27 protein-coding genes are annotated in these 21636 nt (G+C 69.6%); 12 read left to right on the top strand and 15 right to left on the bottom strand.

Annotated features, from left to right (window positions below; translation table 11 throughout):
* Nucleotides 1-21: 21 nt before the first annotated feature.
* The 9 genes from F620_RS0110030 to F620_RS0109990 all read left to right on the top strand — a co-directional run bounded on the left by F620_RS0110030 (nucleotide 22) and on the right by F620_RS0109990 (nucleotide 7768).
* Nucleotides 22-1014 carry an OmpA family protein gene (locus F620_RS0110030; RefSeq protein WP_019570448.1) on the top strand — a complete coding sequence of 331 codons (993 nt, stop codon included), beginning with the start codon at nucleotides 22-24 and terminating at the stop codon, nucleotides 1012-1014.
* An 86-nt stretch (nucleotides 1015-1100) separates the two neighbouring features.
* The gene (locus F620_RS0110025; protein ID WP_019570447.1) at nucleotides 1101-2324 is read left to right on the top strand and encodes an argininosuccinate synthase; all 1224 of its coding nucleotides are present in this window, start codon (nucleotides 1101-1103) and stop codon (nucleotides 2322-2324) included.
* Between the two features lie 43 nt (nucleotides 2325-2367).
* Entirely contained in the window at nucleotides 2368-3144 is a 777-nt protein-coding gene (locus F620_RS0110020; protein WP_019570446.1) for a VacJ family lipoprotein, read from the top strand.
* Nucleotides 3141-3659, top strand: coding sequence for a hypothetical protein (locus F620_RS0110015; RefSeq protein ID WP_019570445.1), 519 nt, complete (start codon nucleotides 3141-3143; stop codon nucleotides 3657-3659). Before F620_RS0110020 ends, F620_RS0110015 begins: the two co-directional genes overlap by 4 nt.
* Nucleotides 3656-5056: a UDP-N-acetylmuramate:L-alanyl-gamma-D-glutamyl-meso-diaminopimelate ligase gene (gene mpl, locus F620_RS0110010; protein WP_019570444.1), complete on the top strand. Its 1401-nt coding sequence runs from the start codon at nucleotides 3656-3658 to the stop codon at nucleotides 5054-5056. The genes F620_RS0110015 and mpl overlap by 4 nt, the downstream gene beginning before the upstream one ends.
* On the top strand, nucleotides 5053-5688 hold the full coding sequence (locus F620_RS0110005) for a flavin prenyltransferase UbiX (protein ID WP_019570443.1): 636 nt from the start codon (nucleotides 5053-5055) through the stop codon (nucleotides 5686-5688). The genes mpl and F620_RS0110005 overlap by 4 nt, the downstream gene beginning before the upstream one ends.
* Nucleotides 5685-6287, top strand: coding sequence for an LON peptidase substrate-binding domain-containing protein (locus F620_RS0110000; protein WP_019021466.1), 603 nt, complete (start codon nucleotides 5685-5687; stop codon nucleotides 6285-6287). The genes F620_RS0110005 and F620_RS0110000 overlap by 4 nt, the downstream gene beginning before the upstream one ends.
* A gap of 56 nt (nucleotides 6288-6343) precedes the next feature.
* Nucleotides 6344-6736, top strand: a complete 393-nt coding sequence (trxA, locus tag F620_RS0109995; RefSeq protein WP_018869826.1) for a thioredoxin — start codon at nucleotides 6344-6346, stop codon at nucleotides 6734-6736.
* A gap of 99 nt (nucleotides 6737-6835) precedes the next feature.
* On the top strand, nucleotides 6836-7768 hold the full coding sequence (locus F620_RS0109990) for an AEC family transporter (protein ID WP_019570442.1): 933 nt from the start codon (nucleotides 6836-6838) through the stop codon (nucleotides 7766-7768).
* A gap of 3 nt (nucleotides 7769-7771) precedes the next feature.
* Here F620_RS0109990 and F620_RS0109985 read toward each other — a convergent pair whose 3' ends face one another.
* The 15 genes from F620_RS0109985 to F620_RS0109915 form a co-directional block, all read right to left on the bottom strand.
* The gene (locus F620_RS0109985) at nucleotides 7772-8044 is read right to left on the bottom strand and encodes an HPr family phosphocarrier protein (RefSeq protein ID WP_019021464.1); all 273 of its coding nucleotides are present in this window, start codon (nucleotides 8042-8044) and stop codon (nucleotides 7772-7774) included.
* Nucleotides 8016-8441: a PTS sugar transporter subunit IIA gene (locus F620_RS0109980; RefSeq protein WP_018869829.1), complete on the bottom strand. Its 426-nt coding sequence runs from the start codon at nucleotides 8439-8441 to the stop codon at nucleotides 8016-8018. The genes F620_RS0109985 and F620_RS0109980 overlap by 29 nt, the downstream gene beginning before the upstream one ends.
* A 4-nt stretch (nucleotides 8442-8445) precedes the next feature.
* On the bottom strand, nucleotides 8446-9333 hold the full coding sequence (gene rapZ, locus F620_RS0109975) for an RNase adapter RapZ (RefSeq protein ID WP_019021463.1): 888 nt from the start codon (nucleotides 9331-9333) through the stop codon (nucleotides 8446-8448).
* 5 nt (nucleotides 9334-9338) lie between these two features.
* A complete protein-coding gene (gene hprK / locus F620_RS0109970; RefSeq protein ID WP_019570441.1) occupies nucleotides 9339-10379 on the bottom strand; it encodes an HPr(Ser) kinase/phosphatase in 1041 nt (346 codons plus the stop codon).
* Nucleotides 10380-10381: 2 nt separating this feature from the next.
* A complete protein-coding gene (locus F620_RS0109965) occupies nucleotides 10382-10846 on the bottom strand; it encodes a PTS sugar transporter subunit IIA (RefSeq protein ID WP_019570440.1) in 465 nt (154 codons plus the stop codon).
* A 4-nt stretch (nucleotides 10847-10850) separates the two neighbouring features.
* Complete coding sequence (gene hpf, locus F620_RS0109960) at nucleotides 10851-11189, bottom strand: ribosome hibernation-promoting factor, HPF/YfiA family (RefSeq protein WP_018869833.1); 339 nt, start codon at nucleotides 11187-11189, stop codon at nucleotides 10851-10853.
* Between the two features lie 3 nt (nucleotides 11190-11192).
* Entirely contained in the window at nucleotides 11193-12722 is a 1530-nt protein-coding gene (locus F620_RS0109955) for an RNA polymerase factor sigma-54 (protein WP_019570439.1), read from the bottom strand.
* An 84-nt stretch (nucleotides 12723-12806) separates the two neighbouring features.
* Nucleotides 12807-13547, bottom strand: coding sequence for an LPS export ABC transporter ATP-binding protein (gene lptB / locus F620_RS0109950; RefSeq protein ID WP_019570438.1), 741 nt, complete (start codon nucleotides 13545-13547; stop codon nucleotides 12807-12809).
* Nucleotides 13544-14086: a lipopolysaccharide transport periplasmic protein LptA gene (gene lptA, locus F620_RS0109945; RefSeq protein WP_019570437.1), complete on the bottom strand. Its 543-nt coding sequence runs from the start codon at nucleotides 14084-14086 to the stop codon at nucleotides 13544-13546. Before lptA ends, lptB begins: the two co-directional genes overlap by 4 nt.
* Nucleotides 14083-14661, bottom strand: a complete 579-nt coding sequence (lptC, locus tag F620_RS0109940) for an LPS export ABC transporter periplasmic protein LptC (protein ID WP_019570436.1) — start codon at nucleotides 14659-14661, stop codon at nucleotides 14083-14085. Before lptC ends, lptA begins: the two co-directional genes overlap by 4 nt.
* Nucleotides 14658-15194 carry an HAD family hydrolase gene (locus F620_RS0109935; RefSeq protein ID WP_019570435.1) on the bottom strand — a complete coding sequence of 179 codons (537 nt, stop codon included), beginning with the start codon at nucleotides 15192-15194 and terminating at the stop codon, nucleotides 14658-14660. The genes lptC and F620_RS0109935 overlap by 4 nt, the downstream gene beginning before the upstream one ends.
* The gene (locus F620_RS0109930; protein ID WP_019570434.1) at nucleotides 15194-16171 is read right to left on the bottom strand and encodes a KpsF/GutQ family sugar-phosphate isomerase; all 978 of its coding nucleotides are present in this window, start codon (nucleotides 16169-16171) and stop codon (nucleotides 15194-15196) included. Before F620_RS0109930 ends, F620_RS0109935 begins: the two co-directional genes overlap by 1 nt.
* Complete coding sequence (locus F620_RS0109925) at nucleotides 16162-17136, bottom strand: calcium/sodium antiporter (RefSeq protein WP_019570433.1); 975 nt, start codon at nucleotides 17134-17136, stop codon at nucleotides 16162-16164. The genes F620_RS0109930 and F620_RS0109925 overlap by 10 nt, the downstream gene beginning before the upstream one ends.
* Before the next feature lie 18 nt (nucleotides 17137-17154).
* A complete protein-coding gene (locus F620_RS0109920; protein WP_019570432.1) occupies nucleotides 17155-18102 on the bottom strand; it encodes an NAD-dependent epimerase/dehydratase family protein in 948 nt (315 codons plus the stop codon).
* Between the two features lie 4 nt (nucleotides 18103-18106).
* On the bottom strand, nucleotides 18107-19192 hold the full coding sequence (locus tag F620_RS0109915; RefSeq protein WP_019570431.1) for an LLM class flavin-dependent oxidoreductase: 1086 nt from the start codon (nucleotides 19190-19192) through the stop codon (nucleotides 18107-18109).
* 99 nt (nucleotides 19193-19291) lie between these two features.
* On the opposite strand from F620_RS0109915, the gene F620_RS0109910 reads away from it, so the two are divergent.
* The 3 genes from F620_RS0109910 to mlaE all read left to right on the top strand — a co-directional run bounded on the left by F620_RS0109910 (nucleotide 19292) and on the right by mlaE (nucleotide 21624).
* Nucleotides 19292-19912, top strand: coding sequence for a hypothetical protein (locus tag F620_RS0109910; RefSeq protein ID WP_019021451.1), 621 nt, complete (start codon nucleotides 19292-19294; stop codon nucleotides 19910-19912).
* Nucleotides 19913-20015: 103 nt separating this feature from the next.
* Nucleotides 20016-20849 (top strand): ABC transporter ATP-binding protein, encoded by an 834-nt coding sequence (locus tag F620_RS0109905; RefSeq protein ID WP_019570430.1) that lies wholly within the window; start codon nucleotides 20016-20018, stop codon nucleotides 20847-20849.
* Nucleotides 20842-21624 carry a lipid asymmetry maintenance ABC transporter permease subunit MlaE gene (gene mlaE / locus F620_RS0109900; protein ID WP_018869845.1) on the top strand — a complete coding sequence of 261 codons (783 nt, stop codon included), beginning with the start codon at nucleotides 20842-20844 and terminating at the stop codon, nucleotides 21622-21624. The genes F620_RS0109905 and mlaE overlap by 8 nt, the downstream gene beginning before the upstream one ends.
* Nucleotides 21625-21636 lie beyond the last annotated feature (12 nt).

Genomic DNA, 21636 nt, shown 5'->3' with positions numbered 1-21636 from the left:
CGCCGCGAGTCACGTCCGGGGTTGCCGCGGGTCGCCGGGCGGCTGGCGGCCTGGCTGACCGGCGCCGCGCTGGTCCTGCTGGCCGCTCCGGCGCCGGGCGGCACGCTGTATCAGGAGACGCTCGAGCGCTCGGACTGGACCCGCGTCGAGATCGACGACCTGTGCCGCCTGGAACAGCGGGTGCGCCACGGCGGTTCGCTGCAGTTCGAGACCCGTCCCGGTCTGGCGGTCCGCGCGTTCTGGGATCCGCCCTATCCCATGTCCGGGCGCTCGCAGGCGCCGCTGGAAACCGGGGCACCGGAATGGCTGCCCGGCGACGGCCCGGCGCCATTGTCGCTGATGCTGCGGGCGGGCCCGGACGACCGCTTCCGTGTGCCGGACGATCGCGTGCAGGCCCTCAAGGCCCGTTTGCTCGCCGGCCATGATGTGCGCATCGGGTTCCCCGACGGCGAGGACATCGTGCATTTCCGTGGCATCCGTTTCGGCCGCCGGGTCGAGGGATTCCGCATCTGTCAGGCGGAGCAGCGTATGGCCGAAGGAGCCCCGGAGGCCGGTGACGGAACGGCACGCGAGCGCTGGGTGGTCTATTTTGATTCCGGGCGCACGGCTCTGGACGGTGAGGCCCGGGCGACGCTGGACCGGGTGGTGGCCGCGCTGGACGGGGTCGAAGGGCCACGATTGCGGGTGATCGGCTTGACCGATGCCGAAGGCCCGGACAGAGTGAACCGGCGAATCAGCCAGCAGCGGGCCGAAACCGTGCGTGACGCGCTTGGCGAGGCCGGCCTGGGCGAAGCCGAGATCGAAATCGAGGCCGGGGGCGTCGCTCCCGGGGTCGAGGACGAGTCACGCGATGCCCGTCGCGCCGAGATCTGGTGGGTGGGCGAGCGCGACAGCAGCCGCTCCGGGGCTCCGGGTGAGGATCCGGCACCGGAGGCTGCCGGTGACGCCGACCCCGCCGGGGGTGCCCCGGCCGCTCCGCAGCCGGTGGAACCCGGGGACGGTACGGCCTGGTAGCCGGACCCGCCGCCATGGCTCGATGCGCCCGGCCGACTGGCCGGCGTAAACATTGATTCAGTGTCTTTCCCAAGGATTGCATGCCCATGAGTTCGAACATCAAGCGCGTCGTCCTCGCCTATTCCGGCGGTCTGGATACCTCGGTCATCCTCAAGTGGCTGGAGGAGCAGTACGGCTGCGAGGTCATCACGTTCACTGCCGACCTGGGCCAGGGCGAGGAGGTCGAACCGGCCCGCGCCAAGGCCGAGGCCCTGGGGGTGAAGCAGATCTACATCGAGGACCTGCGCGAGACCTTCGTGCGCGACTATGTCTTCCCGATGTTCCGAGCCAACACGGTCTACGAGGGCGAATACCTGCTGGGGACCTCCATCGCCCGACCGCTGATCGCGCGCCGGCTGGTGGAGATCGCCGAGGAGACCGGCGCCGACGCGATCGCGCATGGCGCGACCGGCAAGGGCAACGATCAGGTGCGCTTCGAACTGGGTGCCTACGCGCTCAAGCCGGGGATCGAGGTGATCGCTCCGTGGCGCGAATGGGATCTCAATTCGCGCGAGCGCCTGATGGCGTACGCCGAACAGCACGGCATTCCGGTGGACTATGCCCAGGCGGGCAAGAAGTCTCCGTACTCGATGGACGCCAACCTGCTGCACATTTCCTACGAGGGCGGTCCGCTGGAGGATCCGTGGACCGACTCCGAGGAAGACATGTGGCGCTGGTCGGTGTCGCCCGAGGCGGCGCCGAACGAGCCCGAGGTCCTCACCATCGGTTTCGAGAATGGCGACCCGGTCTCCATCAACGGCGAGCAGCTGTCGCCGGCGGCGCTGTTGTCGAAGCTCAACGAGCGCGGCGGGGCCCATGGCATCGGCCGGCTGGACATCGTGGAAAACCGCTATGTCGGCATGAAGTCGCGCGGCTGCTACGAGACCCCGGGCGGCACCATCCTGCTGCGCGCGCGCCGGGCGCTGGAGTCGATCACCCTGGATCGCGAGGCCGCCCACCTGAAGGACGAGCTGATGCCGCGCTACGCCAGCATCATCTACAACGGCTACTGGTGGAGCCCCGAACGGCGCATGCTGCAGGCCGCGATCGACGAGTCCCAGGGCGTGGTCAACGGCGAGGTGCGCCTGCGCCTGTACAAGGGCAACGTGATGGTGGCCGGTCGCCAGTCGCCGGACAGCCTGTTCGACGAGTCCATCGCGACCTTCGAGGACGACGCCGGCGCGTACGACCAGAAGGACGCCGAAGGCTTTATCCGGCTCAACGCGCTGCGCCTGCGGATCGCGGCCAGCCGCAACCGCAGCGGGACCTGAGGTCATGGGCTTCCCGGGGCGTCCGCGAGGGTCGGCGCGGGGCATGCTGCGGTGGCTGGTCGTGCCCGGGCTGGCGCTCGGTCTGCTGCTTGGTCTGGCCGGCTGCGCCAGCGTACCGTCCGAGGACCGCCATCCGGATGACCCCTGGGAGTCGTACAACCGCGCGATGTTCGCCTTCAATCAGGAGGTGGACCAGGCGATCCTCAGGCCCACGGCCGTGCAGTACCGCCGCCTGCCCGACCCGGTGCAGACGGGCGTCGGTAATTTCTTCTCCAACCTCAACGACGTGACGGTCCTGTTCAACAACCTGTTGCAGGGCAATCTGCACGCCGCGGCCTCGGATACCAGCCGGCTGATGTTCAACACCACGTTCGGTCTGGCCGGCCTGATCGACGTCGCCTCGCCGATGGGACTGGACAAGAACGACGAGGATTTCGGCCAGACCCTCGGTGCCTGGGGCGTGCCGTCCGGGCCCTATCTGCAGCTGCCGCTGCTGGGGCCCAGCACCGCGCGGGATGCGCCCGCCCGCCTGGTCGACAGTCAGACCGATCCGCGCAACGTCCGCAGCATCCGGCGCGATCGCACGCCGCTGTGGGTCGGCCTGGTGGTGGTGGACGTGGTCGACATGCGCGCGGGGCTGATCGACACCGAGGCCATGATCGAACAGCTTTCCGATGACCCCTACATCGCCATGCGCCGGGCGTATCTGCAGCGGCGCGATTTCCTTACCGGGGGCCGGCGAGCCGACGAGCGGGCCGAAGAAATGCTGGACGAACTCGAGGAACTGGAGGCGCTGGAAGCCATGGAGGCCGAGGAGTGAACGGCCTGCTGGTGATGCTGGACATCCTGCGCGCCCGGCGTGGCCCGCAGGACCTGCCGGCGGACCCTGCGCTCGCGGTGTTCTGGACCGGGGTCGCGGTGGCCGTGGGGCTGGCCATCGGGGTGCCGATGTATGGCGCGACCCCGGCCCTGGTCATGAATCTGGTGGACGTGGCGGTGCTGTTCGGCTTCGTGGCCCTGGCGCTGCGGTTTCAGGGCTTTGTCGGGCGCCAGGTCCAGACCTATACCGCGATGGTGGGCACCGGCGCGATCCTCGGCCTGCTGATGGCGTTGCTGACGCTGGTCGCTCCGATTGATCCGGAGGCCGGGGAGGCTCCGCCGCTGGCAGTGCTGGGCATGTTGCTCCTGCTGGGCTGGTTGCTGTTCGTATATGGCCACATCCTGCACCAGGCCCTCGAACTGTCGAACCGCATGGCGGGGGTCGTGATCGCGCTGGGGTTCGTGCTGATCTCGTCGGTGATCACCCAGGGCGTGGCCGGGGCGGTGACGGCATGAACCGCTCCGCCGATCTGCACATCCTCGGGATCGGCGGGACGTTCATGGGCGGGCTGGCGCAGCTGGCGCGCGCCCGCGGCTATCGCGTGAGCGGGGCCGACGCGCAGACGCTTTATCCCCCCATGAGCGAGCAGCTGGCGGCCGCGGGCATCCCTTACCACGCGGGTTACGAGGCCGAAGCCCTGCCCGAGGACGTCCCGGTGGTGGTGGGCAACGTGATGACCCGTGGCACGCCCGCGGTGGAAGCGATGCTGGACCGCGGGCAGGCGTACACCTCCGGTCCCCAGTGGCTGGCGGAGCACGTGCTGCACGACCGCTGGGTGCTGGCGGTCGCGGGGACCCACGGCAAGACCACCACCAGCTCGCTGCTGGCCTGGATCCTGGAATACGCCGGCATGGCGCCGGGGTTCCTGATCGGCGGGGTCCCCGGCAACTTCGGCGTGAGCGCGCGCCTCGGGGAGTCGCCGTTCTTCGTGATCGAGGCGGACGAATACGACAGTGCGTTCTTCGACAAGCGTGCCAAGTTCGTCCATTACCGGCCACGGACCCTGGTGCTGAACAACCTGGAGTACGATCACGCCGACATCTACCCGGATCTGCAGGCGATCGAGCGTCAGTTTCATCATCTGGTGCGCACCGTGCCGGGCCAGGGCAAGATCATGATGCCCGCCGGGGACGCCGCGCTGGAACGCGTGCTGGAGTCCGGCTGCTGGACACCGGTGGAGCGGCTCGCGACCGGCGAGGACGGCCCCGCAGACTCGGCGGTCGCGCTGAGCGCTCGCTCGCTGTCTGCCGACGGGCGCTGCTTCGAGGTCCTGGAAAACGAACAGCCGCGTGGTCGCGTTGAATGGTCGATGTGCGGTCGGCACAACCAGGCCAATGCCCTGGCGGCGCTTGCCGCGGCCCGCCACGCCGGCGTGCCGCTGGCCACCGGCCTCGCAGCGCTGCCGGAGTTTCGCGGGGTCCGTCGACGCCAGGAACTGCGCGCGGAGATCGCCGGGGTCCGGGTCCTGGATGACTTCGCCCATCACCCCACCGCCATCCGCATGACCCTCGAGGGTCTGCGCGGCGGACTGGACGAGGGCGGGCGCCTGCTGGTGGCGCTGGAGCCCCGGTCCAACACCATGCGCATGGGGGTGCACGCGGGTGCGCTGGGCGATGCCCTGGATCGCGCCGACGGCGTGCACCTGTACCGGCCACCCGACCTGGACTGGGCCATCGGTCCGCTGCGCACCCGTCTGGAAGAACGCCTGACGGTGGCGGCGTCGGTGGATGAGCTGCTGCAGGGGCTGCTGGACGGCGTGCGACCCGGCGACACCCTGGTGATCATGAGCAACGGCGGTTTTGGCGGGCTGCATCAGCGCCTGATCGACCGCCTGCGGGAGGAGCGGTCATGAGTCGGCGCATCGCCCTGGCCCTGACCGGCGCGTCGGGGGCTCCCTATGGCCTGCGCCTGCTGGAGTGTCTGGTGCAGGCCGGGGTCGAAGTGCATCTGATGGTGTCGAAGCCGGGACAGGTGGTGCTCGGGATGGAGACCGACCTCGGCGTGCCCGGGCGGCCGGCGGAGATCGCCCGGTTCTTCAGTGAACGCTACGCTGCCGCGCCGGGTCAGATTCAGTGTTACGGTCCGGATCAGTGGACCGCCCCGGTGGCCAGCGGCTCGGCGGCCCCCGAGTCGATGGTCGTGTGCCCCTGTACCACGGCCACGGTCTCGGCGGTGGCGACCGGGGCCTCGCGCGGGTTGATCGAGCGCGCCGCCGACGTGGTCCTGAAGGAGCGCCGCCGCCTGATCCTGGTGGTGCGCGAAACCCCGTTCTCCGAGATCCATCTGGAGAACATGCTGCGTCTGACCCGCATGGGCGCCGTGGTGATGCCGGCCAATCCGGCGTTCTACCATCGCCCCGAAGGTCTGCAGGACCTGATCGATTTCATGGTGGCGCGGGTCCTGGATCACCTGCAGATCGAACACGCACTGGGTCCCCGCTGGGGGACCGGGCACCGCCAGGGTGGAGAGGACGGCCCCGAATGAAGACGCTTCCGCTGTTTCCGCTGAACACCGTACTGTTCCCGGGTGGTCTGCTGCCGTTGCGGATCTTCGAGACGCGCTATCTCGACATGGTGCGCGGGTGCCTGCGCGACGACAGCGGCTTCGTGGTGGTGGCGATCGAGCCACCCGCCGAGGGCGAAGAGCCGCCGGACGAATCGGATCCGACGGTCGGATTCCATGCGGTGGGCACCGAAGCGCGCATCATCGACTGGGACCAGCGCTCCGACGGTCTGCTGGGGATCCTCGCCAAGGGGGCGCAGCGCCAGCAGATCCACAACCCGCGGCGCGGAGATGACGGACTGTGGCTGGGCGAGGTGGAGCCGCTGGACGAATGGCCGGCGGTCAGCCTGCCGGTGGACTATGCATCGCTGGCCGATCTGCTGGAGCGTCTGCTGGATCAGCTGGGCACGCCCTGGTCGCACCTCGAACGGCACCTGGATGATTCGGCCTGGGTGGCCGGGCGGCTTGCCGAGCTGCTGCCGGTGGATCTCGGGATCAAACAGTCGCTGCTGGAATCCGATGATCCGATCGATCGTCTCGAACGTCTGCGGGCGGCCATGCTCGCGCAGTCGTCTCCCTGACAGCATCCGGGCGGCCTGTTAAGGTAAAGGGCCGTAATTTCAAGCCGGAGCCGATCATGGCCGTTCAGGAACTCACGCAGGACAACTTCGAATCCACCATCACCGGGAATGACATCGTCATCCTGGATTTCTGGGCGCCGTGGTGCGGCCCGTGCCAGCAGTTCGCGCCGACCTTCGAGGAAGCCTCGAACAAGCACGACGACGTCGTCTTCGCCAAGGTCAACACCGACGAGGAGCAGGGCATCGCCGGGGCCTTCCAGATCCGGTCCATCCCGACCCTGATGATCTTCCGCGAGCAGGTCATCGTGTTCTCGCAGCCCGGCGTGCTGTCCGCGGCGCAGCTGGACGAGGTGCTGGGCAAGGTGCGCGAGCTGGACATGGAGGCCGTGCGCGCCGACATCGAAAAGCAGCAGCAGGAACAGGAGCAGCAGGCCGGCGGCAACGCCTGAGCCCGGCACCTGCCGCAATAACCTCCCGCGGCCCGTTCCCGGGCCGCTCCGTCCGCCACTCGAACCGACCCTGACAAGCCGACGAGGTCCCTCCCCCCCGTGTTCAGCGTGATGACCCAGATGGGGGCCCTGATCGTTGCCGGGGTCGGCTGGCGGATCCTGCAGCCCGGCGGTCTGGATGCCGAAACCGCCCGCCGGGTCCTCACCACGCTCGTCTATTACCTGCTGCTGCCCGCGCTGGTGCTGCAGGTCCTGTGGACCGCACCGCTGGGTCTGGACTCGGTCCGCATCGCCCTGGTCGCCGGGGCGACGGTCCTGATCACCCTGGCCGTTACTGCCGGTGCGTGCCGAGCATGCACTGCCGACCGCGCCGCGGTGGGCGCGATGCTGCTGGCCGCTGCCTGGCCCAACGCGACCTATCTGGGCCTGCCGATCCTCGACAGTCTGTTCGGCGAGGCGGGGCGCGCGGTGGCCATCCAGTACGACCTGTTCGCCTGCCTGCCGCTGGTGCTGACCCTGGGCGTGGTTCTCGCGCGTCGCTACGGCGATGGTCGCATGCCGGCGGTGCATCCGTTGCGCGGCCTGTTGTCGGTGCCGTCGATCTGGGCCGCCCTCGCCGGTGTCACCCTGAACCTGGGCGGGGTGCCGCAGACGGTCTGGCTGGAGGAGTGGCTGGGACTGCTGGCGGATTCGGTGTCGCCGCTGATGCTGTTCGCGCTGGGCCTGGCACTGGTGTTCCACCGCTTTCACGGACACGACGCGCGACCGCTGGCGGTCGTCGTGGTGATCCAGCTGCTGCTGGCACCGGCGGTGGCGCTGGGGCTGGTGTGGCTGCTGGGGATGGAGGGGATCCCCGCGACCGGAACGGTGCTGGAGGCGGCCATGCCGGCGATGGTGCTGGGGCTGGTGTTCTGTGACCGCTTCGGGCTGGATACGGGGCTGTACGCGGCCGCGGTGACCCTGACCACGGCCCTTTCGCTGATTACCCTGCCGCTGTGGTTCGCCCTGGCCGGCGGTCTTCTGGGGGGGTGAGCCTCAGGATTCCTCGCCGAAGCGGTCCGCGACCAGTTCGGTCAGGGCATCCAGCGCCGCCTCGGCATCCTCCGCGCCGTCGGTCCGGATGGTGATCTCCGAGCCCTGGGCGGCGGCCAGCATCATCACCCCCATGATGCTCTTGCCGTTCACTTCCTGATCGTTGCGGGCGACGGTGACATCGGCGGTGTACTGACTGGCGAGGCTGACGAACTTCGCGGCGGCCCGGGCATGCATGCCCAGCCGGTTAACGATGGGAACTGCGCGCTGCGGCATCGCTGGATTCCTGGTCGCAGAGAAGGATTCCGTCATGGCCCCCGGACAGCGCCTTGTTGACCAGTTCGCTCAGGGGCAGATGGCGGTAGTTGAGTACGCGGACGAGCATCGGCAGGTTGACGCCCGCGATCACGCGCGCGTTGTGTCCGCGCGCCACGCGGCTGGCCACGTTGGCCGGCGTGGAGCCGAACATGTCGGTCAGGACCAGCACACCGGCACCGCTGTCGAGGGTCTCCATGCGGGCGCGGGCCTGCGCCTGGATATCGTCCGGATCGTCGCTTTGCGACATCGCCATGGACTCGCAGTCCTCGGGCAGGTCTCCCAGCATGCTCTGCGCGGTCTGCAGGAGTGTATCGCCCAGGTTTTGATGCGTGATCAGGATCAGACCGACGCCCATGGAACTACTCCGTTTCAGGGGAGAGAGAATCGAGCTCGCGATGACGGGTGCTAACAGTAACATGTTCCCGTTCGCGCCACGCAGCTGCCAGCCGTTCCACAAGGTAGACCGAGCGGTGGCGCCCGCCGGTACAGCCGATGGAGACCGTGGCATAGCTGCGATGGTCCGCCACCAGCCGCGGGATCCAGGTGTCGAGAAAGCCGTGGATGGAGTCGAACATCGCCCCGACCTCGCCATGGCTGTCGAGGAAATGCGCTACCGCCGGATCCAGCCCGGTCAGTGGCGCCAGTTCGCGCTCGTAGTAGGGGTTGGGCAGACAGCGCACGTCGAACACGAAATCGGAATCCAGCGGCGAGCCGTGCTTGAAGCCGAAGGACTGGAACAGCAGCGACAGGCCGGCGGTCTCGCGGCTGCCGACCCGGGCCCGGAGCGTGCGCGCGAGGTCGTGCATCGACAGCCGGCTGGTGTCCACGGTCAGGTCGGCCTCCACCGCCACGTGCCCCAGCCAGGTCCGTTCCATGCCGATCGCTTCCACCAGCGGGATGCCGTCGCGTGCCAGCGGATGGCGTCTGCGGGTCAGGTGGTAGCGACGCAGCAGGACCTCGTCGGAGGCATTGAGGAACAGCACCTCGACCTCCAGGCCCGATCCACGCAGCTCGCCCAGCAGCTGGCCGAATCCGCTGAGGGCGTCGAGGCCCGAACGGACGTCCACGCCCACGGCCAGATGGCGGTCACCGCCGGTGTCGTAATGACCGCTGCGGACCTTCTCCACCAGTTCCGGCAGCATCGGCAGCGGCAGGTTGTCGACACAGAAGTAGCCGGCGTCCTCCAGGGTATGCAGGGCGACGGTCTTGCCGGAACCCGACAGACCACTGACCAGCAGCAGACGCATGTGGGTCAGCCCTCGGGATCGGGGTTGGGAACCGTGGTGCTGGGCCCGCCGATGTGGAAGATGGATTCCTCCTGCTGATCCTCGCCCATCTGGCGCCGCTGGCGGGCGCGCAGATCGTCCCCGGCGATGTAGCCCTGCATGTGCAGCAGGTGATTGCGGACCGCGGCCTCGATCATGACCGCGATGTTGCGCCCCGGCGCCACCGGCAGGCTGATCAGCGGGATGCGCAGGCCGAGGATCTCGCTCTCGCCGCGGCGCCCGTTCAGGCGGTCGTCCGGCACCGGCGAGGGCTCGTTGTGATCGCGCAGATCGATGATCAGGCGCAGATACTTGCCGCCCTTGATCGCCGAGTCGCCGTACATCGCGCGGATGTTGAGCACGCCCAGGCCGCGCACCTCGAGCAGGTCCTGGAGCAGGGCGGGGCAGTGTCCGCGCACGATATCCGGGGCAATGCGCGCGAACTCGGGGGCATCATCGGCGATCAGCCGGTGGCCACGCGAGATCAGCTCGAGTGCGACCTCGCTCTTGCCGACGCTGGAAGCCCCCGAGATCAGCACGCCGATCCCGAGGATCTCCATGAACACCCCGTGGCGCACCTCGAAATGGGCGAGGCGCTGCTGCAGGAAATAGCGCAGCAGCGCGATGACTTCGTGCGATGAGGTGCGCGTGCACAGGATCACCGGCAGCGGGTCGTCACCTGTGTGCGGCATGCGCGGGAACGGGCAGGTGTCCTCGGCGAAGATCACCATGGTGGTGCCCGTGCGGGCCATTTCCAGCACCAGGTGGTCACGCTGCTCGTCGGACAGGCCGGCGATGTAGCGGGCCTCGTAGTCGCCGATGACCTGGATGCGGTTGGGGCGGATCAGGTTCAGGTGGCCGGCCAGCGGCAGGTCGCCATCGCCGAATCCCAGGAGTTCGCGGTCGCCCGCGGCTTCCTCTCCGTGGACGTAGCGCAGATCCAGACGGCTCCCCATCGCCCGCGTGAGCGCGGCGATGGTGATGTTGCTCGCGGTGCCGTCGGCTGCCGCTTCCGCCCGGTCGGCCATGGTCAGGTATCTCCCAGGGCCCGGGTGAGGGCCTGCTGGACCCCCGCGCTGTCCGCGGCGCGCCGGATGCCGGCGAGGGTGTCCGGCTGCGACAGCCCGCGCGCGAGCTGGGCCAGCAGGTCCAGGTGTTCGCTGGTGGCCTCTTCCGGCACCAGCAGGGCGATCAGGATGTCCACCGGTTCGTGGTCCATGGCTTCGAAATCCACGCCCTGATCCAGACGCAGGACCGCGATGCGGGGCGTATCCAGCTCGGCGAGACGGCCGTGCGGGATCGCCACGCCATGGCCGAGCCCGGTGGAGCCCAGTTTTTCGCGGGCCGACATGGCTTCGAACGCGGCACTGGCCGCCAGTCCGTCCGCGGCCCCGTCCACCAGCAGATCGGCGAGGGTTTCCAGCGCTCGTTTCTTGCTGGAGCAGTCGGTTTCCAGTCCGATGCGCTCCGGGGTGATGAGCTCGGCCGGATTCATCGGCTTACTCGGGTTGTTCGCGGTTGCGCTGGGCGCCCTCGGCGCGATGATGATCCTTGACCTTCTCCTTGTGCTTGATCAGCTGGCGGTCGACCTTGTCGATCAGGCCGTCGATGGCGGCGTACATGTCATCGTGGCTGGCCTCGGCGTGGATGTGGTTGCCGCTGACCTGCAGATTCGCTTCCGCCTTGTTGTGCAGCTTCTGCGTCTTCTCGTGGTTCAGCACCACGTGCACGTCGATCACCTTGTCGAAGTGGCGTTCCAGCTTCTGGAATTTCTCGTTGACGTAGTCGCGCAGGGCGTCGGTGATGTCGACGTGGTGTCCGGTGAGATTGATCTGCATGGGTCAGGCTCCTTTCGGTTTGCTTCCGGTCGGCATGGCGGCCATCTGGCGGCGTTCGCTGGAGGATGGCAGGTTCATGCCCTCCCGGTATTTGGCCACGGTACGCCGGGCCACGTTGATGCCCCGATCCGCCAGGATCTGGGCGAGGCGGGAATCGCTGAGCGGTTTGCCCGGCGTTTCCTCTTCGATGAGTTCGCGGATCATGGCACGAATCGCGGTCGCGGAGCATTCCCCGCCGTCGCTGGTGCCCACGTGACTGGAGAAGAAATACTTGAATTCGAACACCCCGCGGGGGGTGTGCATGTATTTCTGCGTGGTCACCCGCGAGATCGTGGACTCGTGCATCTCCAGGGCTTCGGCGATGTCGCGCAGGATCAGCGGCTGCATCGCCACCTCGCCGTGTTCCAGGAACCCCTGCTGGCGTTCGACGATCGCTCGCGCCACGCGCAGCAGGGTGTCGTTGCGGCTGTGCAGGCTCTTGATGAACCATCGCGCCTCCTGCAGCTGATCGCGCATGAAGGCGCTGTCGCGGGCATCGGAGACCTGGCGGACCATGCCGGCGTAGAGGTCGTTGATGCGAATGCGCGGGGCGATCTCGGGATTCAGGTCGACCTGCCAGCCCCGGTCGGTATGACGCACGTAGACATCCGGGACCACGTATTCCGGCGGTGTCTCGCTGATCTGGGCGCCGGGGCGCGGGTTGAGCGTGCGGATCAGGTCCAGCGCCGCGGCCAGCTCGTCGCCATCGCGTACGCCGCTCTGGCGCTGCAGGGCCTTGTAGTCACGCCGGGCAAGGGCGTCCATGCCGTGTTCGAGGAGCGCGCGCGCCGCCTCGCGCGAGGGCGCGTCCGGCGCCAGCTCACCCAGCTGGACCTCCAGGCACTCGCGCAGATCCAGCGAACCGACCCCCAGCGGGTCGCAGTGCTGCAACCAGTGGCGTACGGCCTCGACCTCGTCGGTGTCGACGGGGGGTTCTTCACTCCGGCTGATGGTCTCGGCCAGGGTCTCGACGTCGCCCTCGAGGTAGCCGTCGCCGTTGATGGTGTCGATCAGGGCGGCGCCGATGCGCTGGTCGCGCGGGGTCAGGTGCGACAGATGCAGCTGCCACAGCAGGTGATCCTGCAGCCCGCCGCCGTCGTCGTCCGAGGTGTTCTCCAGCGGGTCGCGGTCGTCCGGACCGCGCGGGCTGGCGCTGGCGTCGTAGATGTCTTCCCAGCGGCTGTCGGTCACCAGCTCGTCGGGGATGACGTCCTCCGAGCCGCCGGCATCCACCGTTTCGCCGGTGCGGGCGGCGTCGCTGCCGCTCTCGCCGTCGTCGGTGTTCGCGTCGCTGGCAGTGTCCGCGGTGTCCCCCGCGTCGGCACCGAGTTCGTCATCCTCGGCCTGTTCCAGCATGGGATTGCTTTCCAGCGCCTGCTGGATCTCGGCCTGGAGCTCCAGCGTCGACAGCTGCAGCAGCCGGATGGCCTGCTGCAGCTGCGGCGTCATGGTCAGCGTCTGACCGAGCTGCAGATTCAGCCCGGGCTTCAGCATGAGTTGGGAAAGGCGTTGGTCACCATAAGTGAATAGTAATCCCTTGCTGCGGGCTTGTGCACCGTCCGGGTGCGGCGGTCGGTGTCACAGGCGGAAGTTTTCGCCGAGGTAGACCTCGCGCACGCGGGCGTCGGCCAGCAGTTCGTCCGGCGTGCCCGCGCTCAGCAGGCGCCCCTCGCTGAGGATGTACGCGCGATGGCAGATACCCAGGGTCTCGCGTACGTTGTGATCCGAGATTAGTACGCCGATGCCGCGTTCGGCCAGGTGGCGGATGACTGCCTGGATCTCGCCGACCGAGATCGGATCGACCCCGGCAAACGGTTCGTCCAGACAGATGAACTGCGGATCGCCGGCCAGCGCGCGGGCGATCTCGGCGCGCCGCCGCTCGCCTCCGGACAGCGCGATCCCGGGGCTGTGGCGCACGGTCTCCAGCTGGAATTCCTCGATCAGGGCGTCGCCGATGCGGCGGCGCTCGTGGCGGTCGAGTTCCGGGCGCAGTTCCAGCACTGCCTGCAGGTTGTCCTCGACCGACAGGCGGCGAAAGATCGAGGCCTCCTGGGGCAGATAGCCCAGCCCGGCGCGGGCGCGTTCGTGGATGGGCGCCCGGGTGATGTCGCGCCCGCCCAGGGTGATGCGCCCGGTATTGGGCCGGATCAGTCCGACCAGGCTGTAGAAGCAGGTGGTCTTGCCGGCTCCGTTGGGTCCCAGCAGGCCGACCACTTCGCCGGGCACCAGGTCCACATCCATCGCGTCCAGCACGGTACGCTGGCCATAGCGCTTGCTCAGCTCGCGGGCGACCAGATGGCCGTCGGCCGCGGGGGTCATGGATCGTCCTCGCGTGGCTGCAGGCGGATGTGCACGCGCTCGTCATCGGTGTCGCCGCGTTCGGCGCGGATCACGTCGCGTTCGAGATCGTAGGTGATGCGCTGCCCGCGGGCATCCTCGGCGGCGGTGATGACGCGTGCCTGTTCGGTCAGGATCACGCGTTCCTCGTCGAGGAAATAGTCGATGCGCAGCCCCTCGGCGATGCGCGTCTCGCCGGTCTCGGGATCGGGCGACTCCAGGCGTGCGGGCTCGCCGTGGGCCTCGATCTCGTAGGGGCGGCGCTCGCGCATGTGCACGATCACGCGGTCCGCTTCCAGCGTGGCATCGCCGCGCACCACGATCACGTCGCCGGTGTAGGTGCCGGTGCCCGCGCGTTCGTCCATCTCGGCGTGGTCCGCGGTGATCTCCACCGGCAGGGCATCCTCGCGGCCGGTCGCCGGCAGGGCCGCCAGGGACAGTGCGAGTACCCCCGTCACGGCAAGCAGCAGGGCCGGTCGGCGGATGCCCGCGCGGCGATGTTCGGTTGTGGCCGGGTTCATTCCGGGCGGTCCTCCTGCGGCAGGTCGCTGTACAGCGTGTAGACCTCGGCGAGCAGCCCAATGGTATCCGCTTGCGGGTCGGCGCGCAGGCCGGTGCCCCGCTGGAACAGTCCCGGCTGTTCCAGGGTGCTCGGGGCCGACGAAGTCGTCAGCCGGGTGTCCAGCGCCACGCGCACGTCACGTGACTCGATCACCGTGCGCACGCGCTCGTCGCGTTCGGGGCGCACGCCGCGGGTGTGGCCGAAGGTATGCAGGAGTTCGCGATCGGGCTGATGTGCCGCGCGCGGGGCGCGCCAGGTCCAGTTCAGGCCCCGCTGGTCCAGCAGATCCAGCTCCGGGTCATCGATGAACTGGACCGCATCCCGGTCGTATTCGCGCAGCCGCGACCCCTGCAGGCGGTGGGTGGGCCGCCCGTCCTCGCCGGTGACATGCGCGGTAAACCCCTCGATCTGCAGCGTGGGTTCCGCGTCGGCCGCGGGTTCGGCGGGCGGCTCGGCCGCTGCCGGCCCGGCGAGCAGGCATCCGGCGGCCAGCAGCCGGGCGGCGAGCGGGGCGCGGCGGGGATCCGGGGTCATGCGTGCAGGTAGCTTTCGAGCACGGCCTCGAGGCGGCCACGTGCAGCCAGCAGGTCCTCGCAGACTTCGCGGACCGCGCCGCGCCCGCCACCGGCCGTGGTGACCCATTGCGCGTGCTGGCGCACGAACGGATGGGCGTCGCCGACCGCGATGCCCAGGCCAACCCGGCGCATCGCCGGCAGATCGACCACGTCGTCGCCGACGAACGCGGCCTCGTCGGCGCGGTGCCCGGTCTGCTGCAGCAGTTGCGTCAGTGCCTCCCCCTTGTCCCGCCGGCCCTGGATGCAGTGGCGGATGCCGAGATCCTGCAGGCGATGTTCGACGACCGCCGACTGCCGCCCGGTCAGGATCGCGACCTCCAGGCCTTCGTCCATGGCCATGCGCAGGCCGTGGCCGTCACGGCTGTGGAACGCCTTGTATTGTTCGCCCGCGTCGCCGAGGAACAGCGCGCCGTCGGTCAGCACGCCGTCGACGTCCAGGATCAGCAGTCGGGTGCCGCGCTGCAGGCCGGCGAGATCGATGTCGTCATGCATCAGGCCACCCCCGCGCGCAGCAGGTCGTGCATGTTGATCACCCCCTGCAGTCGGCCGTCCGCATCGGCGACCGGGAGGGCGTTGATGCGGCGGCTTTCCATCATCTCCAGGGCCTCCGCGGCCAGCCAGTCGGCGCGCGCGGTGTGCCCGCCCCGGGTCATCACCTCGCCAATGGTCAGCGTCTCCAGGCTCTCGCCCCTGTCCAGGGTGCGCCGCAGGTCGCCGTCGGTGAAGACCCCGAGGATGTGGTCGTCCGTGTCGCTGACGATCACCAGTCCCAGCCCCTTGCGGGTGATCTCGAACAGCGCGTCCTTCAGCGGCGCCTCGGGCGCGATGCGCGGGATCGCCTCGCCGGTATGCATGATGTCGCCGACGTGGATCAGCAAACGCCGCCCGAGGCGGCCGCCGGGATGCGAACGGGCGAAATCGTCGGCGGTGAAGCCGCGCGCATCCAGCACCGCCACCGCCAGGGCATCGCTCATCGCCAGCGCCGCGGTGGTGCTGGAGGTGGGGGCCAGTCCCAGCGGGCAGGCCTCGCGTTCCACGCTGACGTCCAGATGGACGCTGGCATCGGTGCCAAGGCGCGAACCGGGATTGCCGGTCATCGCGATCAGCGGGACGTCGAGGCGCCGGATCAGCGGCAGGATGGTCAGGAGCTCGTCGGTCTCGCCGGAGTTCGACAGCGCGATCACCACGTCGTCGCGGGTGATCATGCCGAGATCGCCGTGGCTGGCCTCGCCCGGGTGCACGAAGAACGCCGGCGTGCCGGTGGAGGCGAGGGTGGCCGCCAGCTTGCTGCCGATGTGGCCGGACTTGCCCATGCCGGTGACCACCACGCGCCCGCGGCAGTCGAGGATGTGGCGGCAGGCCGCGAGGAAGGCGTCGTCGATGCGCGAGGCGAGGCCGCGCACCGCATCGGCTTCGTTCTCGAGGACCGCGAGGGCGAGCTTGCGGGTGGTTTCGGGGTTCAGATCCATGCCGGTGCCGTGATTGCGAGAGTCACAAGGTAGCCGCTGAAAGCCAGCAGGAGAAGGGCCCCGTGCCAGCGGGTGATGCGGCCGGCACCGAAGCGGGCGGCCAGCAGCACCGCCACGGTCAGGGCCAGCATCACCGGATAGTCACGGGTGAGCACTGCGGGTTCCACGGCCAGCGGCGCGATCACGGCGGGCACCGCCAGCACCGCCAGCAGGTTGAACAGGTTGGAGCCGACGACGTTGCCGAGGGCCATGCCGGTTTCGCGCCGCAGTGCGCTGGCCACGGTGGTGGCCAGCTCCGGCAGACTGGTGCCGATCGCGACCAGGGTCAGGCCGATCAGCAGTTCGCCGGCGCCCAGGGCGGTGGCGATCTCGACTGCCCCCCAGACCAGCGCCTGGCTGCTCGCCAGTAACGCCACCAGACCGCCGGCGAGCCACCACAGGGCCGCCGGGAGACCGCCGGGCGTGGCCGCCGGCGGGCGCGGGGTCAGCCCGGGGTCGGACTCCGGGGGCGCACCGGGGTGGCGGGCCGCGCGGATCATCCAGACCACGATCGCGATCAGACCGGCCAGCATGATCACCCCTTCCGCCCGCGCCAGGCGGCCGTCCAGCAGCAGCAACAGCACGCCCAGTGTGGCCAGCAGCAACAGTGGCAGTTCGCGTCGTACCAGCCCGTGACCGGCGATGACCGGGGCGATCAGGGCGGCCAGTCCGAGCACCAGTCCCAGGTTGGCGATGTTCGAGCCGATTGCGTTGCCCACCGCCAGCCCCGGCGCTCCCTGCAGGCTGGCCAGCAGCGAGACGATGATCTCCGGGGCCGACGTGCCGAAGGCGACTACGGTGAGGCCGATCAGCACCGGCGAGACCCCGAGCCCGCGCGCCAGGCCGGCGGCGCCGAACACGAAGCGATCGGCGCTGGCGGCGAGCAGTACGAGACCACCGACGACGGCGAGCAGCGGCAGCAGCATGCGCGGTCCGGTCGCCCCCTATCGATGGCCGGCCCGCAGGCGCTCGAGGCACTCCGGGGTCGTGACCCGGGGTTGCCAGTCGAGTTCCCGGCGTGCGCGGGTGCAGTCCAGGAGCAGCGGGCCGTCGAGTCCGCGCACCCAGCCCGGATCGCCGGCGCGCGCGCTCAGGCGCCAGGCCAGCGGGTGCAGTCTGCGGATGAGGCCGGCGGGCACCGGCAGGGTCAGGCGCCGACCGTGACGGGCCATGGCGCGCAGCGACCACACCGGTTCGGTGCCCAGGTTGAAGCAGCCCGGGGCACGGCGGGCGACTGCGGCGGCGATCGCTCGCGCGGCGTCCTCCTCCCACAGGATCTGCACCGGTGCGTCGATCCCGGCGGGGTGAAGGCGGCTGCGGGCGATCCGTTGCAGCAACGGGTGGGCATGTGGCCCGACCACCGCGGGCGGCCGCAGCACGGTGGTCACCAGCTCCGGATGCTCGCGGTCCAGAGCCTCCAGGGCCTGTTCGGTGGCGACCTTGTCCTCGGCATAGGGGAAGCGCGGGCGCGGCGGCTGGTCCTCGCCCAGGGGGACGGGCGAGTCCGGCCACGGGCCGTAGACCGCGGCGCTGGAGAGGAACACCACATGGCGGACACCGGCATGCGCGGCGGCCGCGAAGACCGAGCGCGACAGGTCCACGTTCTGCCGGCGCACCCAGTCGCGGTCGTGGCGCCGGCGTCCGCCGTGCCCGCCCATCAGCTGGAAGGCCAGGTGCACCAGGGTATCGGTCCCGGCGAGGTCTTCGGGCGTCAGTTGCGCCAGATCCTTCTGGCGCAGGTCGTAGCGGTCCGCCGGCAGGGTCGCGGCACCGGGGAAGTCGGCCGGTTCGCGATCCAGGGCAATGATTCGCTCGACCTCCGGGGTGTGCAGCAGTTCGGGCAGCAGGACCCGGCCGATGCGACCCGCCGCACCGGTGACGGCCACGCGCATGCGGTTATCCGGTCGGGGCGGGGCCATCGAGGAATTCCGGCATGACCTCTGCGGCGAAGCAGCGCATGGACTCCTCCGCCAGTTCGCGCGGCACGGCCCCGGCGCCGAAGGCCAGCAGCAGGTGGTCCACGCCCGACTCGCGCAGGGCCTCGATGCGCTCGCGGCATTCCTCGGGGGTGCCGACCAGCGTCATGCCCAGCATGTCGAGGATCTTCAGATTGATCCCGGCCTTGACCAGGTGGCGGAAGCGGCCCAGCGAGCGGTAGTAGTCGTAGCCCTCGATCAGACGTTCCAGCACCGGCAGGGTCTGCCGGAACATGTTGCGGTAGAACCATTCGAACGCGGGCTTGGCCTCGCGTCGGGCACGCTTGCCGTCCGGCAGGCACAGCACGCCGAGGGTCATGCCGACCCGGGGCGGGTGCGGGGTGTCGCCGGCGGCATGGGCCCAGCCCTCGCGATACAGGCGGATGTCCTCGCGGATCATCTGCCACGGCTTGAACGGGCCGGCCAGCGCACCGATGCCCTGTTCCGCCGCCCAGGTGAACGACTCGGGACTGACCGCGGCGGTCCACAGCGGCGGGTGCGGGTCCTGCAGCGTTGCCGGCATCACCGGGACGTCGTCGAGGTGGTGGAAGGGCCCGTGCTGGGTGATGCGGCCGGTGGCGAAGGCCTGGCGCAGGGCGTCCAGTCCGGCATCCACACGGGCGCGGCCTTCGCTCATCTCGGCGCCGAATGTGGCATATTCCGGCGGCGAGAAGCCGCGGCCGATGCCCAGCTCCAGGCGTCCCCCGGAGAGCTGGTCGAGCATGCCGACGCGCTGCGCGACCCGCAGCGGGTGGTGATAGGGCAGAGGCACGACCCCCAGGCCCAGGCGCAGGTTCCGGGTGCGCTGGCTGGCCGCGGCGAGCACGAGATCCGGCGCGGTGGAATGCGAGAACTCCGGCATCAGGTGGTGTTCCACCAGCCACGCGGTGTTGAATCCGAGGGTGTCGGCGAGATCCCACAGTGCCAGGGTGTCCTCGATCGCGCGGTGTTCGTCGATACCGAGGAATTCGGGGACCGAGATCTCGTGGAAGAGGTCGAAGTGCATCGGGAAACTGTGCCGCGCCACCGGGGTGCTGGCAAGTCGCAACGGGGGAGATACATGACGGCAGGAGATCCATCGGACGCGGCAACCGAAGGGAGGCGCGTGCAGCTTCAGCCGGCCGCGGTCGCCCGGCCGGGTACGCCGGCCTGGGACGGGTATTTCCCGGCCAGTCTGCCGCTGGACTGGCAGCTGGCCTATCTCGGCCATTTTCGTTCGCGGGTGTTCGTGCCCGGGGTGCTGGGGGCCGACGGGGCGCTCTCCGCTCCGTTCGGGGACTGGGACGACGCCGTGCCGCTCAACCTGCGCGTGACCGTCAGCTGGCCCGCGGACGTGCCCGCGGAGGCGGGGACCGCCGCTCTGGCCCGCCTCGCCGCGACCCTCGGCGAGCGTCTCGAGGGGGTCGCGTTCGAGCCGGGGGCGGCCGTCGAGGCGGCGGTTGCCGGGCTGCGGGGCGCGGGCCTGGAACGCCTGCAGGCGACAGGTCCGGGCGAATCCGTGGGGTTGCCCGGGGTGGACGAGGCGATCTGGTACCCGCAGCTCCATGCCGGCGAGGGGCCGGGGCTCTGGCGTCTGCGTCCTGCGGGCGAGCCGGATCCCGCCGGCTGGCGCGTGCTGGTGGAGGCACTGGCCGGATGCAGCCCCGCCGGGACGGTGCCGGTGTTCCTCGAGGCCTCGCCGGGCGTGCTCGACGATGTGCGCACCATCGCGAAACTGTTGACGTGATTCACGCTGGTTTGACGCACCGTGCGGCCGGGGCCAGACTCCGGCGTCCATGCCTGCGCCGCGCCGCGAGGGTCGTCGCGCCCGCATCCCGGGAGACTCGAATGTGAGCCAGTCCGCATCCGCCGAAACGCCGCACATCGTGGTGGAGGACCTGCATTTCCGCCGTGGCCGGAAGCCCGTGTTTGACGGGCTTTCGCTGGAGGTGCCGCGCGGGCGCGTGACCACCGTGATGGGCCCCAGCGGCAGTGGCAAGACTACGCTGCTGCGGCTGATCGGTGGCCAGCTGCGCCCGGATGCGGGACGCATCCTGGTCGACGGCGAGGAGATCGGGCGGCTGTCGACACGCCGCCTGTACGCGGTGCGCAAGCGCATGGGGCTGCTGTTCCAGACCGGGGCCCTGCTGACCGACCTGTCGGTGTTCGAGAATGTGGCCTTCCCGCTGCGCGAGCACACCGATCTGCCCGAGGATATCCTGCGTACCCTGGTGCTGATGAAGCTGGAGGCGGTCGGCCTGCGCGCGGCCCGCGACATGGACCCGGCCGAGCTGTCCGGCGGCATGGCCCGGCGCGTGGCGCTGGCGCGGGCGCTGGCGCTGGATCCGGAACTGATCATGTACGACGAGCCGTTCACCGGTCTCGACCCCATCACCATGGGCCAGATCGTGACCCTGATCCGGCGCACCAACCACAGCCTCGGGCTCACCAGCGTGCTGGTGTCGCACGACGTGAACGAGGCCATGAGTATCTCCGATCACGTGGTGCTGATCGCCGAGGGACGCGCGGTGGACGCCGGCCCGCCGGATGCGCTGCAGGCGCGGGCATCCGACTGGTCCGCCCAGTTCCTGGAAGGTCGGCCGGACGGGCCGGTGCCGTTCCATTATCCCGGGGACTCGTATCAGGACGACCTGCTGGACGCGGGAGGGCGCAACCATGATTGACGCGATCGCGTCGGTCGGGCGCTTCAGCCTGAATGCCCTGGCGGTGCTGGGGCGGGCCTCGATGTTCCTGCTGCGGACCTTCGCCGCGCTGGATGCGGTGGTGCGGCGCTTCGGCCTGACCGTGTGGCAGGTCTATTCGGTGGGCGTGCGCTCGCTGCTGATCGTGGTCGTCTCGGGGCTGTTCGTGGGCATGGTGCTGGGCTATCAGGGCTATATCACCCTGGTGGACTTCGGCGCTGCCGAGGCCCTGGGCGGGGTGGTCGCGCTGTCACTGGTGCGCGAGCTGGGGCCGGTGGTGACCGCGCTGCTGTTCGCCGGACGCGCCGGCTCCGCGCTGACCGCGGAACTGGGCCTGATGAAGACCACCGAGCAGCTCTCGGCGATGGAGATGATGGCGGTGAATCCCTACCGCAGGGTGTTCGCGCCGCGCTTCGTTGCCGGCTTCCTTTCCATGCCGCTGCTCGCCGCGATGTTCAGCGCGGTAGGCGTGATGGGCGGTTACATCGTCGGGGTCGGGCTGCTGGGCGTCGACAGCGGGGCCTACTTCTCGCAGATGCAGGCGGTCACCGACTGGAACGAGGATGTCCTCTCCGGGGTCATCAAGAGCATCGTGTTCGGCTTCGTGGTCACCTGGATCGCGGTGTTCCAGGGCGTGGACGCCTCGCCGACCTCGGAGGGCATCTCGCGCGCGACCACGCAGACGGTCGTGGTCTCCTCGCTGGCCGTGCTGGGGCTCGATTTCATCCTGACCGGCCTGATGTTCGGCGGGGACTGAGAAGTGGAGAAG

Origin of the sequence: Thioalkalivibrio sp. ALE11 (genome assembly GCF_000381205.1) — a bacterium.
Classification (GTDB): domain Bacteria; phylum Pseudomonadota; class Gammaproteobacteria; order Ectothiorhodospirales; family Ectothiorhodospiraceae; genus Thioalkalivibrio.
This window is presented reverse-complemented; position numbering and strand designations above follow the sequence as displayed.

Coding starts and splice junctions, on each gene's coding strand:
- F620_RS0110025 (WP_019570447.1), top strand. CDS start 1,101: ATGAGTTCGAACATCAAGCGCGTCGTCCTCGCCTATTCCGGCGGTCTG.
- F620_RS0110020 (WP_019570446.1), top strand. CDS start 2,368: ATGCTGCGGTGGCTGGTCGTGCCCGGGCTGGCGCTCGGTCTGCTGCTT.
- mpl (WP_019570444.1), top strand. CDS start 3,656: ATGAACCGCTCCGCCGATCTGCACATCCTCGGGATCGGCGGGACGTTC.
- F620_RS0110005 (WP_019570443.1), top strand. CDS start 5,053: ATGAGTCGGCGCATCGCCCTGGCCCTGACCGGCGCGTCGGGGGCTCCC.
- F620_RS0110000 (WP_019021466.1), top strand. CDS start 5,685: ATGAAGACGCTTCCGCTGTTTCCGCTGAACACCGTACTGTTCCCGGGT.
- trxA (WP_018869826.1), top strand. CDS start 6,344: ATGGCCGTTCAGGAACTCACGCAGGACAACTTCGAATCCACCATCACC.
- F620_RS0109985 (WP_019021464.1), bottom strand. CDS start 8,044: ATGCCGCAGCGCGCAGTTCCCATCGTTAACCGGCTGGGCATGCATGCC.
- F620_RS0109980 (WP_018869829.1), bottom strand. CDS start 8,441: ATGGGCGTCGGTCTGATCCTGATCACGCATCAAAACCTGGGCGATACA.
- rapZ (WP_019021463.1), bottom strand. CDS start 9,333: ATGCGTCTGCTGCTGGTCAGTGGTCTGTCGGGTTCCGGCAAGACCGTC.
- hprK (WP_019570441.1), bottom strand. CDS start 10,379: ATGGCCGACCGGGCGGAAGCGGCAGCCGACGGCACCGCGAGCAACATC.
- F620_RS0109965 (WP_019570440.1), bottom strand. CDS start 10,846: ATGAATCCGGCCGAGCTCATCACCCCGGAGCGCATCGGACTGGAAACC.
- hpf (WP_018869833.1), bottom strand. CDS start 11,189: ATGCAGATCAATCTCACCGGACACCACGTCGACATCACCGACGCCCTG.
- F620_RS0109955 (WP_019570439.1), bottom strand. CDS start 12,722: ATGCTGAAGCCCGGGCTGAATCTGCAGCTCGGTCAGACGCTGACCATG.
- lptB (WP_019570438.1), bottom strand. CDS start 13,547: ATGACCCCCGCGGCCGACGGCCATCTGGTCGCCCGCGAGCTGAGCAAG.
- lptA (WP_019570437.1), bottom strand. CDS start 14,086: ATGAACCCGGCCACAACCGAACATCGCCGCGCGGGCATCCGCCGACCG.
- lptC (WP_019570436.1), bottom strand. CDS start 14,661: ATGACCCCGGATCCCCGCCGCGCCCCGCTCGCCGCCCGGCTGCTGGCC.
- F620_RS0109935 (WP_019570435.1), bottom strand. CDS start 15,194: ATGCATGACGACATCGATCTCGCCGGCCTGCAGCGCGGCACCCGACTG.
- F620_RS0109930 (WP_019570434.1), bottom strand. CDS start 16,171: ATGGATCTGAACCCCGAAACCACCCGCAAGCTCGCCCTCGCGGTCCTC.
- F620_RS0109925 (WP_019570433.1), bottom strand. CDS start 17,136: ATGCTGCTGCCGCTGCTCGCCGTCGTCGGTGGTCTCGTACTGCTCGCC.
- F620_RS0109920 (WP_019570432.1), bottom strand. CDS start 18,102: ATGCGCGTGGCCGTCACCGGTGCGGCGGGTCGCATCGGCCGGGTCCTG.
- F620_RS0109915 (WP_019570431.1), bottom strand. CDS start 19,192: ATGCACTTCGACCTCTTCCACGAGATCTCGGTCCCCGAATTCCTCGGT.
- mlaE (WP_018869845.1), top strand. CDS start 20,842: ATGATTGACGCGATCGCGTCGGTCGGGCGCTTCAGCCTGAATGCCCTG.